Consider the following 14,730-nt stretch of genomic DNA (forward strand, 5'->3'; position numbering starts at 1 on the left):
CATAAGCCCCTTTGATTCGCTTTTTTCTCTGTCACCGAGAATGTCACCGAATAGCTGTCAACTTTCATCGGATAGGCCTAACCGGACAAAAAAAAATCCCCCTAAAACTACGGTTTTAGAGGGGGTTTCACTTGTTTATAAGGATAATATGTTGGGCTATCTGGACTCGAACCAGAAATGACAGGACCAGAATCTGTAGTGTTACCATTACACCATAGCCCAATGCTGCTTAACGATCTACATCCTTTGTTTCTCGTTTGCGGTTGCAAAGGTACAAAGTTTTTTTTAATCACAAACACTTTTCGCTCTTTTTTTGCAAAAAAATATCTAATACACCAGATTCCAAATAGATGCATCCCTAAAAAAAAACAAAAAATGAAATAGATTTAGCAGATAACTTTCCTTGATACAATAAATCAGCGTATATTTGTAAAAAATATCACGTTTATGACAGGAAAACAAAGAATACCCCTTCCTTGTTATAAACAGAAACTAAACATTGATTATTTAATTTCAACCTATAAATGAACGAAACGAAAGTATTAATAGAAAAGATAACCGAAGGTATACAAGAAAAAAAAGGTAAAAACATTGTCATAGCAGATCTGACAAACATTGACGACACGATATGCAAATACTTTGTAATCTGTCAGGGGAACTCCCCCAGCCAGGTCGTTGCCATCGTAGATTCCATAAAAGAATTTACCCGAAAAGGTGCCGGCACTAAACCCTCTGCCATCGACGGACAACGAAATGCAGAGTGGGTCGCTATGGACTTTTCTGACGTATTAGTACACGTATTCCTGCCGGAGGCCAGAAACTTTTATAATTTGGAACACCTATGGGCAGATGCCAAGCTAATTACTATTCCCGACATTGATTAATCTATCAGTATGGACAATAACAGCAAGAAAACCAACAATAAAGTAAATATGCCCAAGTTCAACCTGAACTGGATGTATATGATTATCGCCCTGATGCTTTTAGGGCTGTATTTCGCTAACGGAAACAGTTCTGTTAACAAGAACATCTCTTACGATGAATTCCAGCAATACGTACGTGACGGGTATGTCAGTAAAGTGATTGGCTATGATGATAACTCAGTTGAAATTTATATTAAACCACAGTATGTAGGAGCTGTATTCAAACAAGATTCTACACGTGTAGGCCGGAATCCGATGATTACCACCGAAGCTCCTTCACGCGAAAATCTGGATAACTTCCTGCAAAAGGAGAAAGAAGAAACACATTTTGACGGCTCTGTCAGCTATGATAAAAAGAAAGACTATTTCAGCGCAATACTTTGGAATGTGCTGCCGATTGTCTTTCTGATCGCCTTGTGGATATTCTTCATGCGCCGCATGGGCAGTGGTGCCAGTGGTGGAGCAGGTGGCGTATTCAACGTAGGAAAATCGAAAGCACAACTTTTTGAGAAAGGTGGATCCATCAAAGTGACATTTAAAGATGTAGCCGGACTGGCAGAAGCCAAACAGGAAGTAGAAGAGATTGTCGAATTCCTGAAAGAACCCCAGAAATATACGGATTTGGGAGGTAAAATTCCTAAAGGCGCCTTGTTGGTAGGCCCTCCGGGAACAGGTAAAACATTGCTTGCAAAGGCTGTAGCCGGTGAAGCCAATGTACCTTTCTTCTCTTTGGCCGGTTCCGATTTCGTTGAAATGTTTGTCGGTGTAGGTGCATCCCGCGTACGCGACCTTTTCAAACAGGCTAAGGAAAAGGCTCCCTGTATTGTTTTCATCGATGAGATTGATGCCGTAGGACGTGCCCGAGGCAAGAATCCTGCGATGGGCGGCAATGATGAACGTGAGAACACGTTGAACCAGCTGCTAACTGAAATGGACGGTTTCGGCTCAAACAGCGGTGTTATTATTCTGGCAGCCACTAACCGTGTGGATGTACTCGATAAAGCATTACTCCGTGCCGGACGATTCGACCGGCAAATTCATGTAGATTTACCGGATCTTAACGAACGTAAGGAAGTATTTGGTGTGCATTTGCGACCCATCAAGATAGACGATACAGTAGATGTAGATCTGCTTGCCCGTCAAACCCCCGGATTTTCGGGAGCTGACATTGCAAACGTATGCAACGAAGCAGCCCTGATAGCTGCACGACATGGAAAGAAATTCGTAGGCAAACAGGATTTTCTGGATGCTGTAGACCGTATCATCGGTGGACTTGAAAAGAAAACCAAAATCACCACGGAAGCCGAACGCCGCTCTATTGCTTTGCATGAAGCCGGACACGCAAGCATCTCTTGGTTATTGGAATATGCCAACCCATTGATTAAGGTAACCATCGTTCCTCGTGGACGCGCATTGGGAGCTGCATGGTATCTGCCGGAAGAAAGGCAAATTACCACCAAAGAGCAAATGCTCGATGAGATGTGTGCCACTCTGGGAGGACGCGCAGCAGAAGATCTCTTCATTGGCCGCGTATCCAGTGGAGCTGCCAATGACCTTGAACGTGTGACCAAACAGGCTTATGGCATGATCGCCTACCTGGGAATGAGTGAAAAGTTGCCGAACTTATGCTATTATAATAATGATGAGTATTCGTTCCAACGTCCGTATAGCGAAAAGACTGCCGAACTGATTGACGAAGAGGTGAAAAGAATGGTTAACGAACAATATGAACGTGCCAAACAAATCCTCTCGGAACACAAAGAGCAGCACAACGAATTGGCGCAGCTACTGATCGATAAAGAAGTGATCTTTGCCGAAGACGTAGAACGTATCTTCGGTAAACGTCCTTGGGCTTCCCGTTCGGAAGAGATCATGGCAGCCAATAGCAAACAAGAAAATACCGCCCACTCTACGGATGGAGAAGATACCGATACTCCACAAGCAACAGAGTCGCAAGAAGATAATACGCAACAAGAACCGGCGGCATCACAAAACTAAAAACGTAACAGCACCTTGAAGAACAACTTTTTACAACGCGCCATAACAGGAATATTATTTGTAGCCATCATAGTGGGTTGTATACTGTACGATCCACTGGCTTTCGGGACACTTTTCGTTATTGTCAGTGCTTTGACCATACGTGAGTTCGGCCATCTTGTCAATCAATCGGGGGAAGTAGCCATCAACCGGACCATCACCATGCTGGGAGGGGCTTATCTATTTCTTGCTCTCATGGGATTCTGTATCGATGCTGCCGATTCCAAAATATTCATTCCTTATCTGGTATTGCTCATTTACCTGATGGTAAGCGAACTATACCTTAAGAAAAAGAATCCGGTACTCAACTGGGCTTATTCCATGTTGAGCCAAGTGTATATCGCTCTCCCTTTTGCTTTACTGAATGTACTTGCTTTCCAAAATGATCCGGAAACAACCAGCGTCTCTTATAATCCGATATTACCGCTTTCCATATTTGTATTTCTATGGCTGAATGATACGGGCGCCTACTGCTTTGGCTCTCTGTTTGGCAAGCATCGTTTATTCGAACGTATTTCTCCGAAGAAGTCATGGGAAGGTTCTATCGGCGGCGGTATCGTAGCCATTGCCGCTTCGTTTGCATTTGCCTATTTCTTTCCGGTCATGACTTGGGCTGAGTGGGCCGGGTTGGCACTGGTCGTTGTTATTTTCGGAACTTGGGGAGACTTAACGGAGTCACTTCTGAAACGTCAATTGCAAATTAAAGATTCTGGAAGCATTTTGCCGGGACACGGTGGTATGCTCGATCGCTTCGACAGTTCGCTTATGGCCATACCGGCAGGAGTTGTCTACTTATATGCACTGACCCTGTTCTAAAATCGATAAAAAAATAATAGCCGCAAATAAAAACGGGCTACAAACGTAAAGCATCTCGCAGAATATAGCGAAACTTCCGTTTGTAGCCCGTCATTTACAACTCACCCTTTTTACATTACCTGAACTTCGTTTGAAAGCTCTATATTCTTTGCACCCTCGGGTATCGGCTGTTCTTTTACATCAAAGACTACCTCAACTTCTCCGTTTTCAACAGAATTCAGTTTCACTTTAATGCCTTTCTTACCAGTCAGATCCAACGAATTCAAATTAAAAGATACCGCACCGTTTAAACAACGCTTAGTCACATCACCATACGTATTATAACGATATTCCAAATGGATATACCCGTCATCACCATCTTTAGTCATGTTTCGCGTATCGCGAACCAGACTGAAGCGATGTTTTTCTTTGGCCGGTAAGCACTGGCGAAAAATGATGTTCAGATATCCGCCTCCAATCCACATCATATCTTTATATACAAGAACAGGGTCATTGCCTATTTCCGCTTCATTGTCGGCAGTCAGGTCCTCTATTTGTTTGGTCAGGACGTCATAGTTACACTCTACTTTTACCCCATGATCGTATCCTCCATAATTATCATAAAGAGGATTGAAATAAGTAATCACACGCTGTCCGTCTATCGGCCTATAGCCCGGAATCGCGGTCGCAGCAGGCCAAAGACTTCCCCAGTGGTCGGCATTCAGTGCATAAGTATCGCCACCGACTACCCGGACTGTAGCCCAATCTCTTGCTATATCACCCAATGAATAACCGCTACCGTCATCACACGACTGCAATGCCGGCAGTATCAGCATCAGCATTGCCACCCAAAGTAGTTTAACTCTTTTCATATCTATTCTTAATTTATTCCTTTTACCCTATAAATAAAAAAACCGGGCATTTACTGCACCGGTTTCTGTCCTATTATTGAATAAAAAACTATTTTTTAAGCAATTTCACCATTTCGCGGGCAGCATGCCTCGGAGCTCCTGCCGGTCCGAGCAACCGTGCCATTTCTTCATAACCATCCAACATTTTCCGTCGATAGTCTTCTTGAAACAACAAACGTTTCAGCTCGTTCCGCATATTCTCCACCGTCATCGTATCAGCTACCAATTCCTTGACTACTTCCCGCCCGGCAATCAAATTGACCAACGAGATAAACTTCACCTTCAAGATATGTTTCCGGAGGAAAGACACCAGCTTCCCTACGGGAGTATGATAGCAAACCGCTTGCGGTACGCGGAAAAGTGCCGTCTCAAGAGTGGCAGTTCCGGATGTCACCAAAGCGACATCCGCCTGTTGAAGCAAGCGGTAAGTCCGGCCAAAGATTACTTGCAGATTTGTCCCTTTTACGAATTCAGCATAGTATTCCGGAGAAATGCCGGGAGCGGCAGCCAGCACAAGCTGATAATCCGGAAAAGCCGAGGCTGCCCGGATCATATCGGGGAGATTATCCTTAATCTCCTGCTTCCGGCTTCCGGCAAGCAAAGCAATGATAGGCTTATCCGCTAACTCATTATCACTGATAAAATCGGCAAATGTTTCCGGATTTGCAGCCTTGAAAGCGGTAACTTCATCCACCGTCGGATTACCAACGTAATGAATCGGGTATTGATGCCCCTCAAAGAACTCAACCTCAAAAGGGAGAATGGAGAAAAGCTCATCTACATCTCTTCTTATATTTTTGATGCGATATTCTTTCCATGCCCAAATCTTGGGAGAAATATAGTAGTAAACCGGAATCTTCGTTTTCGCATGCACAAACTTGGCAATATCGAGATTAAAGCCCGGATAATCCACCAAAATAACAACATCCGGCGACCATGCCACGATGTCCTCCTTACATCTCTTCATGTTGGCAAAGATGGTTCGCAGATGCAGCAATACAGGAATAAAGCCCATGTAAGCCAGCTCCTTATAATGCTTCACCATCGTTCCTCCTACAGCAGCCATCATATCACCGCCAAAGAAACGGAATTCAGCCCGCGGATCCTCCTCTTTCAGTGCAGCCATCAAGTGAGAAGCGTGCAAATCGCCCGAGGCTTCGCCAACAATCAGATAGTATTTCATAATTCCCAGGATTTCAATTCGTCCATAAAATGATAAGCAGTCATATCCACTACCGTCGGTGTGATGGCTACATATCCGTTGGCCAACGCCCAATGATCGTTCTTCTCGTTCTCCGGTTCGTGATCGATAAACTCTCCGGTCAGCCAATAATAATTCGTATCGTCTCTCCGTGGACAGGCCTGCCACTCTCCGCTCCAGTGCCCTTTGGCCTGTTCGCAGATTTTCACTCCCTTCAGTTCCGGAGTATTGGGAAAATTCACATTGAGGCAAGTCAGTGGCGGAAGTCCCTTCTCAAGAACCATTGCCGCTATTTTCCGCACATAAGGTCCTGCAGCATCAAAATCAGCTCCGGGGGCATGGTCACAAATAGAAAACCCGATAGAAGGAATCCCGTTAAGGCAACCTTCGATTACAACCCCCATCGTGCCGGAGTAGTGTACATTGGTAGCAGAATTGTCACCATGATTAATCCCACCGACAACCAGATCGGGTTCACGGTCAAGTATCTGATTTCGCGCCAGTTTTATACAATCGGCCGGCGTACCGGAACACTTATAAACAGTCAACCCCACATCTTTCTTTAATAACTGATAATGCACCGGCTGTGTCACCGTCAATGCACATCCACTGCCGGAACGGGGAGCGTCAGGAGCCATCACTACGATTTCGCCCAGCGGACGAAGAAATTTAATCAGTTCGCTAATACCTTTTGCCATAATACCGTCGTCATTGGAAACGAGGATCAAAGGCCTTTTATTTTCCATACAATCTTACCTTATCTATTATTTTATGTTTTCGAAATGCACAAAAGTAGCAAAAAGAACTTGTATCGACAACAGAACCAAATAGGAAAGCGAAGGTCTATTAATATTGTACTCACAACAGATAAGAAGCAAGAGTGGAAAACATCCGGATGTTCTTCACAATAACATCCGGATGTTGTTAGATATAACATGGGGATCTTGTTATCAAAAACATGGGGATGTTTTATCAGCTAACTCTTAATGGAAGTCTTGAAACCATCTGATGGTTAGCCATGCAGACTACCCGTTTACAAATCTTAATCTTCTGCAAGTGAGTAAAAAAAGGAATTGATATTCAATTTTAATACGTATATTTGCGAGCTAAAAAGAGAAAAAATGCCCGTATCTCGCCTGGCAGTTATTAACAAAACAGGTGACTTATCAACAGATTAAGCAAAGTTTCTATTTTTTAGTAGGCGCTCTGAGGATTTATCACTTATTTCGCTGCCAATAAATTTAGATAATATGGGAAAAATAATTGCTTTGGCCAATCAAAAAGGTGGTGTAGGAAAAACAACGACTACGATTAACCTCGCAGCTTCGCTGGCTACGCTTGAAAAGAAAGTACTGGTTGTTGATGCAGACCCACAGGCAAATGCCTCTTCCGGATTGGGAGTCGACATCAAGCAATCCGAATGTACTATCTACGAATGCATTATCGACAGAGCCAACGTACAGGACGCTATTCATGACACTGAAATTGATTCGCTGAAAGTCATTTCATCGCACATCAATCTGGTAGGCGCCGAAATTGAAATGCTAAATCTCAAAAACCGCGAAAAGATACTGAAAGAAGTGCTGACCCCGTTAAAGGAAGAGTATGATTATATTTTGATAGACTGTTCTCCTTCGCTGGGATTGATCACAATCAACGCCCTGACGGCAGCAGACTCGGTGATTATCCCCGTACAGGCAGAATACTTTGCCCTCGAGGGAATCAGCAAACTGCTGAATACCATCAAGATTATCAAATCAAAACTGAACCCGGCACTCGAAATAGAAGGCTTCCTGCTGACGATGTACGACTCACGCCTGCGCCAAGCCAACCAGATCTATGACGAAGTGAAACGCCACTTTCAGGAACTGGTGTTCAAAACCGTCATCCAGCGTAACGTGAAGCTCAGTGAAGCACCCAGTTACGGACTGCCCACCATCTTATATGATGCAGAATCTACCGGAGCAAAAAATCACCTGGCACTGGCTAAGGAACTAATAAGCAGAAATAGTAAATAAACGAAGATATGGCAACACAAAGAAGAAATGCATTAGGCCGCGGGCTCGACGCCCTGCTCTCCATGGAGGAGGTGAAAACCGAAGGTTCTTCGTCTATTAACGAAATAGAACTGTCGAAAATCTCCGTCAACCCCAACCAGCCGCGTCGCGAATTTGATGAAACGGCACTGGAAGAGTTGGCCGATTCGATCAGGGAAATAGGAATTATCCAACCCATCACCCTGCGCAAAGTCTCGGACGACGAGTACCAGATCATTGCCGGGGAACGTCGCTACCGCGCTTCACAGAAAGCCGGACTGGATACGATTCCTGCATACATCCGCACAGCCGATGATGAAAACGTGATGGAGATGGCGCTGATAGAAAATATACAGCGCGAGGATCTTAATTCGGTAGAAATCGCACTGGCTTACCAACACTTGATAGAGCAATATGACCTGACACAGGAGCGGTTAAGTGAACGTGTCGGCAAGAAACGCACAACCATTGCCAACTATCTGCGTCTGCTCAAATTGCCTGCACCGATACAAATGGCATTGCAGAACAAACAGATAGACATGGGACATGCCCGGGCATTGATCACACTGGGCGACCCGAAACTACAAGTTAAAATTTTCGAAGAAATTCTGGAACACGGATACTCTGTCCGCAAAGTAGAAGAAATAGTAAAATCACTGAGCGAAGGAGAAGCCGTGAAGAGCGGAACCAAAAAGATTACCCCGAAGCGGGCCAAACTGCCCGAGGAGTTCAACATGCTGAAACAACATCTATCGGGATTCTTTAACACCAAGGTACAACTGACTTGCTCTGAAAAGGGCAAAGGGAAGATCAGTATTCCTTTTAGTAATGAAGAGGAACTGGAACGTATCATGGAAATCTTCGACTCACTGAAGAAATAAATGACGAAAAAAAGTAAAACATATCAGCTATACATTGCCCTGCTTCTCTGTTTCTTTCAGGTAGCAGGGATTGATGTGTATGCACAGGAGCCTGTAAAAACAGTCCAGGATTCCATCTCTCCGGTCCGCGAGGCCCCTAAAGCACGGGCACGCCGCCATCGTGAACCGGTAGTTTCTTCGCCGGTCGCCGACAGTGTGAAAGTGGATAAAGCGGTTATCCTCCCGCCGATAGACAGTTTGGAAAACCGGAAACCCGCCATTGTTACGGCAGACAGCCTTGAGGAAGTCAACCGGCAGAACCTGGAAAAGATAGAAACACCTATCATTCCGTCAGTCGTAAAGACAGATAGCCTGCCGCCTCCCATCATGCCTAAAAAAATGTTCGTACCTAACCCGACGAAAGCAACCTGGTATGCCATCGTGTTTCCGGGTGGCGGACAGATATATAACCGCAAATACTGGAAACTACCTATTATATATGGTGGATTCGCCGGATGCGCCTATGCATTAAGCTGGAACGGGAAAATGTATAAGGACTATGCTCAAGCTTATATGGATATTATGGACAATAATCCAAATACGAACAGCTATCAGGATTTACTTCCGCCGAATCACAATTATACCGATACCCAACTGAAAGATATACTCCGCAAACGGAAAGATACGTACCGCCGCTATCGTGACCTCAGTATATTCGCTGTCATCGGCGTATATCTGATTTCCGTTATCGACGCCTATGTAGACGCGGAGTTATCCAATTTCGACATATCACCCGACCTAAGCATGAGGGTGGAACCTACTATTATAAATAATAACCCGTTACAACCCGGCAGTAAGTCGGTAGGCGTGCAATGCAGCCTCAGATTTTAACCCATGAAGATTGAACAAATAAGAATGAAGAAATTAGCAAACTATTGCCCCCTGATTTTATTGTTTTTGTTTGCCACCCCAAAGGTAAACGCACAGAGTGTAGACGTAGTGATTCGCGACAACGGCAAAGAACGCCAGGAAAGCATCGAGCTTCCGAAAAGTATGACTTATCCCCTCGATAGTCTGCTCAACGACTGGAAAGCCAAAAACTACATTGACTTAGGAAAAGATTGCAGTACGGCGGAAATCAATCCGTTGTTCAGTGACTCCGTATATATCGACCGCTTATCGCGCATGCCGACCGTAATGGAGATGCCATACAACGAAATCGTACGTAAGTTCATCGATATGTATGCCGGCCGCCTGCGAAATCAGGTATCTTTTATGCTGAGTGCCTGCAACTTCTACATGCCTATCTTCGAAGAAGCTCTCGATGCGTATAATCTGCCATTGGAACTGAAGTATTTACCTATCATCGAATCGGCTCTGAACCCGTCGGCAGTATCACGCGCAGGTGCAGGAGGTTTGTGGCAGTTCATGATAGGAACCGGCAAAATGTACGGGCTGGAATCGAACAGCCTGGTGGACGACCGTCGTGACCCGATAAAGGCAACTTGGGCAGCAGCACGCTACCTGAAAGATCTATATGATATTTATCATGACTGGAATCTTGTGATCGCAGCATACAATTGCGGACCGGGCACCATCAACAAAGCCATCCGCCGTGCAGGAGGAGAAACCGATTATTGGAGCATCTATAACTACTTGCCCAAAGAAACAAGAGGATATGTACCGGCATTTATAGCAGCCAACTATGTAATGACCTATTACTGCGATCATAATATCTGTCCGATGGAAACCGATATTCCGGAAAGCACCGATACGATTCAGGTAAACAAAAACCTTCACTTCCAACAGATTGCCGACTTGTGCAATGTTCCGATGGATCAAATCAGAAGTCTCAATCCACAATACAAAAAAGAGATAATCCCGGGTGAAAGCAAATCTTATACTTTGCGCCTTCCACAAAACGCTGTAAGTTCGTTCATCGATCGCCAGGACACTATTTACGCCCACCGTGCCGACGAATTATTCAAAAACCGGCGTACAGTAGCCATTAAAAATGACAGTCCTGCTTCCAGAAGGAAAGGTAGCTCTGCCAAAGCAGGCAATGGTACACCCACATATTATAAAATCAAAAATGGAGACACCTTGGGAGCTATTGCAGCAAAATATGGTGTACGCGTAAAAGATCTTCAAAGTTGGAACGGACTGCGGGGAACTAACATTTCCGCAGGAAAACGTTTGAAAATATACAAATAAATCCCCTTTCGCTTGCCTGATGTTTAAATTTGATTATTTTTGCAGAAAAGGAACGAAAGGACTAAATTATGGACACTGAGAACCAGAAAGAAATAGCTGAAGAGCAGATGATTGAACAAGCTTTTCAAGAATTGCTGAACGATTATCTTGCTACCAAGCACCGTAAACGTATTGAGATTATAACCAAGGCCTTTAATTTTGCCAATCAGGCACATAAAGGCATCAAACGACGCTCCGGGGAGCCTTATATCATGCACCCCATTGCCGTCGCAAAAATCGTATGTAACGAAATCGGGCTTGGTTCGACTTCCATTTGTGCTGCCCTTTTGCACGATGTCGTAGAAGACACTGACTATACGGTAGAAGATATCGAAAACATTTTCGGAGCTAAAATCGCACAAATTGTCGACGGGCTAACTAAAATTTCCGGAGGTATCTTCGGTGACCGCGCTTCGGCACAGGCAGAGAACTTTAAAAAGCTCCTGCTCACCATGTCCGATGACATCCGGGTGATCTTGATCAAAATAGCCGACCGTCTGCACAACATGCGTACCCTCGGCTCTATGTTACCCAACAAACAGTATAAAATCGCAGGCGAAACATTGTATATTTATGCACCTCTTGCCAACCGCCTGGGACTGTATAAGATTAAAACAGAGCTGGAAAACCTCAGTTTCAAATATGAACATCCTGAAGAATATCAGGAAATTGAAGAAAAGCTGAACGCAACAGCGGCCGAACGTGACAAGGTATTTAATGAATTCACCGCCCCGATACGCGAGCAACTGGATAAGATGGGGCTAAAATACCGTATCCTGGCACGCGTGAAATCAATCTACTCCATCTGGAACAAAATGCAAACCAAGCATGTTCCTTTTGAAGAAATTTATGACCTGCTGGCTGTACGAATTATCTTCGAACCACGCAATATGGAGGAGGAACTGAATGATTGTTTTGACATCTATGTTTCAATCTCTAAAATCTATAAACCCCACCCCGACCGCCTGCGCGACTGGGTGAGCCACCCGAAAGCCAATGGATACCAGGCACTACATGTCACCTTGATGGGAAACAACGGACAATGGATCGAGGTCCAGATACGTAGCGAACGGATGAACGATGTGGCCGAACAAGGATTTGCCGCCCACTGGAAATATAAAGAAGGAGGAGGCAGCGAAGATGAAGGTGAATTGGAAAAGTGGCTGCGTACCATTAAAGAAATACTCGACGATCCGCAACCGGACGCCATCGACTTCCTCGATACAATCAAATTGAATTTATTTGCTTCGGAGATTTTTGTCTTCACTCCGAAAGGAGAGCTTAAAACCATGCCACAGAACTCTACTGCGCTGGATTTTGCATTCTCCCTGCACACAGATATAGGAAGCCATTGCATCGGCGCCAAAGTCAATCATAAACTGGTACCCCTAAGCCATAAATTACAAAGTGGAGATCAGGTAGAGATACTGACATCCAAGTCGCAACGTGTACAGCCACAATGGGAAGTATTTGCCACTACTGCAAGGGCAAGGGCAAAGATTGCAGCTATTCTGCGTAAAGAACGAAAAACCTTCCAGAAAGAAGGAGAAGAATTATTGAACGAATTCTTTAAGGAAGAAGAGATCCGTCCGGAAGCAGCTATCATCGAGAAGTTATGCAAACTGCATAACATGAAGAATGAAGAAGAATTCCATGTAGCCATCGGCAACAAAACCATCGTATTGGGAGACGCCGACAAGAATGAACTGAAGGAGAAGCAAAGCAGTAACTGGATGAAGTATCTGACTTTCTCTTTTGGCAACAACAATAAAGACAAACAGCAGGAAGAAAAAGAACCGCAAGAAAAAGAGAAGATTAATACCAAACAGATTCTTAAACTGACGGAAGATGCCCTGCAAAAAAAATATATCATGGCCGAATGTTGTCATCCCATCCCCGGTGACGACGTACTGGGATATATGGATGAAAACGACCGCATCATCATCCACAAACGCCAATGTCCGGTAGCGGCTAAACTGAAAAGCAGTTACGGCAACCGTATCATTGCCACTGAATGGGATACGCACAAAAAACTTTCGTTCCTCGTATATATTTATATTAAAGGGATAGATAATGTAGGCCTATTGAATGAAATCACACAAGTTATTTCACGCCAGTTGAGTGTAAATATCCGAAAGTTGAATATGGAAACCGACGATGGCATTTTCGAAGGAAAGGTCCAATTGTATGTGCACGATGTGGAAGATGTAAAAGCTATTTGCAACAACCTGCGCAAGATTCCGAATATAAAGTCGGTGACACGTGTAGAAAACTAATAAACAGTAAATAACGGGAAGAGGAGCAATGAGTGCTTAAACAGCCACTCATTGCTCCTCTTCCCGTCTTGTTGAAAACCCATCCAAAGCATCCCTCATTCCGATCAACTCTTGACGAATCTGCTTCAAACGGTCGATAATTTCAAAATTCCGGATCGTCGCTTCCCTGTTATCTTTCAGTTTCTGGCGAGCTCCGGGCAGAGTCATTCCTCTTTCTTTCACCAAATGATAGATCAGGCGAATGGTTTCCACATCCTCTTTCCTATACTGGCGCACGCCACGACTCCCTTTCTTTGGAGATATCTGCGGGAACTCCTTTTCCCAGAAGCGAAGCAACGACTCGTTGACATCAAACATTTGGGCAACTTCACTGATAGAGTAATATAATTTCAGGTCTCTCTCCGTATTTTGCATGATTTCTTCTCTTTTAGTCAAATACTTTACCGTGGTTCGCGGCAATCTGAATCATCCGTTCATAATCTTCCGCACTCAAATCCATAAAGTAATAGTTCACCGGATTGACCACCTGTCCTTTAACGTGCACTTCGTAATGCAAATGCGGACCGGTACTCTTTCCCGTACTTCCTACCCCGGCTATAACTTCACCACGCACAACCTTTTTGCCCAGTTTTGTACGAAACTCCTGCAAATGGGCATAGCGGGTACGATATCCGAAGCCATGGTCAATCTCAACAGTATTGCCATAACCGGTCTCCCATCCCATTTTCACAACCGTACCATCACCCGTAGCATACACGTCCGTACCCGGATGTGCCGAGAAGTCCATGCCGGCATGAAACTTCGTTGTTCCGTAGATGGGATCAATCCGTGTCCCATAGCCGGAGGCTGTCTTCCGAAGGTCCTTATTGGATATAGGCTGGATGGCGGGAATACACTTCAGCATCTGATCATGATTTTTACACATTGCCACTACATCGTCAAATGACTTGGACTGGATATAAAGCTGTTTACTCAGTACATCCATCTTTTGGGTAGTGTTGATCACCAACTTTGAGTTAGCCATATCCATCAGTTGTTCGTAACGGTTCGTACCACCATAACCGGCCTGACGAATAGCCTGTGAAACAGGATCGGCCATAAAAATCACTCTATAGAGGTTATCATCACGTTGCTGGATATCCTGAAGCACCCCCATCGCCTCGTCAAGACGACGAGAGAGTACGTTATATTGCGCCAAGAGTTGGCTATTTTCTTTCCGCAACTCCTTCTCCGAGGGAGAACCGAAAATCAGTAACAGAATGATGAAACTGCCGGCTCCCAGTCCCATTCCTATAAAAAGACGGCGGAGAATGCTCAGCGCCCGTTGTCGGACAGTCGGATAAATCCGGTCATAAGTCTGCGTTTGCGGATTATAGATGTAGTAAACTTTGCGCATCTTATAAATATTTCGCTTGTTAATACGGCAAAAATAATAAAA

13 protein-coding genes and 1 tRNA gene are annotated in these 14,730 nt (G+C 44.5%); 8 read left to right on the forward strand and 6 right to left on the reverse strand.

Features of this window, described 5'->3' with window-relative positions; genetic code table 11:
- Positions 1 to 151 precede the first annotated feature (151 nt).
- Positions 152 to 222 (reverse strand) — tRNA-Gln (locus tag KO473_RS12365).
- A gap of 302 nt (positions 223 to 524) precedes the next feature.
- Between KO473_RS12365 and rsfS the strand changes: the two genes are divergently transcribed.
- From rsfS to KO473_RS12380, 3 genes are read left to right on the forward strand one after another with little or no spacing between them, the layout of a single operon-like run.
- Complete coding sequence (gene rsfS / locus KO473_RS12370; protein WP_122130277.1) at positions 525 to 884, forward strand: ribosome silencing factor; 360 nt, start codon at positions 525 to 527, stop codon at positions 882 to 884.
- 48 nt (positions 885 to 932) lie between these two features.
- Positions 933 to 2,921: an ATP-dependent zinc metalloprotease FtsH gene (gene ftsH / locus KO473_RS12375; RefSeq protein ID WP_122130302.1), complete on the forward strand. Its 1,989-nt coding sequence runs from the start codon at positions 933 to 935 to the stop codon at positions 2,919 to 2,921.
- 15 nt (positions 2,922 to 2,936) lie between these two features.
- The gene (locus KO473_RS12380; protein ID WP_122130278.1) at positions 2,937 to 3,776 is read left to right on the forward strand and encodes a phosphatidate cytidylyltransferase; all 840 of its coding nucleotides are present in this window, start codon (positions 2,937 to 2,939) and stop codon (positions 3,774 to 3,776) included.
- Positions 3,777 to 3,886: 110 nt separating this feature from the next.
- Here the strand turns inward: KO473_RS12380 and KO473_RS12385 are convergent, their stop codons facing one another.
- The 3 genes from KO473_RS12385 to surE all read right to left on the reverse strand — a co-directional run bounded on the left by KO473_RS12385 (position 3,887) and on the right by surE (position 6,613).
- Positions 3,887 to 4,627: a NigD-like protein gene (locus KO473_RS12385; RefSeq protein WP_122130279.1), complete on the reverse strand. Its 741-nt coding sequence runs from the start codon at positions 4,625 to 4,627 to the stop codon at positions 3,887 to 3,889.
- Between the two features lie 88 nt (positions 4,628 to 4,715).
- On the reverse strand, positions 4,716 to 5,849 hold the full coding sequence (lpxB, locus tag KO473_RS12390) for a lipid-A-disaccharide synthase (RefSeq protein WP_122130280.1): 1,134 nt from the start codon (positions 5,847 to 5,849) through the stop codon (positions 4,716 to 4,718).
- Complete coding sequence (gene surE / locus KO473_RS12395) at positions 5,846 to 6,613, reverse strand: 5'/3'-nucleotidase SurE (RefSeq protein WP_005775478.1); 768 nt, start codon at positions 6,611 to 6,613, stop codon at positions 5,846 to 5,848. The genes lpxB and surE overlap by 4 nt, the downstream gene beginning before the upstream one ends.
- A gap of 504 nt (positions 6,614 to 7,117) precedes the next feature.
- Here surE and KO473_RS12400 point away from each other — a divergent pair.
- From KO473_RS12400 to KO473_RS12420, 5 genes are all read left to right on the forward strand, one after another.
- Entirely contained in the window at positions 7,118 to 7,885 is a 768-nt protein-coding gene (locus tag KO473_RS12400) for a ParA family protein (protein WP_005784850.1), read from the forward strand.
- Between the two features lie 8 nt (positions 7,886 to 7,893).
- A complete protein-coding gene (locus KO473_RS12405; protein WP_005775476.1) occupies positions 7,894 to 8,784 on the forward strand; it encodes a ParB/RepB/Spo0J family partition protein in 891 nt (296 codons plus the stop codon).
- Positions 8,785 to 9,654, forward strand: a complete 870-nt coding sequence (locus tag KO473_RS12410; protein ID WP_005775474.1) for a DUF5683 domain-containing protein — start codon at positions 8,785 to 8,787, stop codon at positions 9,652 to 9,654.
- A 24-nt stretch (positions 9,655 to 9,678) separates the two neighbouring features.
- Entirely contained in the window at positions 9,679 to 10,977 is a 1,299-nt protein-coding gene (locus tag KO473_RS12415) for a lytic transglycosylase domain-containing protein (RefSeq protein WP_032537329.1), read from the forward strand.
- Between the two features lie 68 nt (positions 10,978 to 11,045).
- Positions 11,046 to 13,292, forward strand: a complete 2,247-nt coding sequence (locus tag KO473_RS12420; protein ID WP_122130281.1) for a bifunctional (p)ppGpp synthetase/guanosine-3',5'-bis(diphosphate) 3'-pyrophosphohydrolase — start codon at positions 11,046 to 11,048, stop codon at positions 13,290 to 13,292.
- Between the two features lie 48 nt (positions 13,293 to 13,340).
- Here the strand turns inward: KO473_RS12420 and KO473_RS12425 are convergent, their stop codons facing one another.
- Positions 13,341 to 13,706, reverse strand: a complete 366-nt coding sequence (locus KO473_RS12425) for a MerR family transcriptional regulator (RefSeq protein WP_005784840.1) — start codon at positions 13,704 to 13,706, stop codon at positions 13,341 to 13,343.
- Between the two features lie 13 nt (positions 13,707 to 13,719).
- A complete protein-coding gene (locus tag KO473_RS12430; protein ID WP_005818329.1) occupies positions 13,720 to 14,688 on the reverse strand; it encodes a M23 family metallopeptidase in 969 nt (322 codons plus the stop codon).
- Between the last annotated feature and the right edge of the window lie 42 nt (positions 14,689 to 14,730).

Source organism: Bacteroides sp. HF-4919, assembly GCF_018860125.1.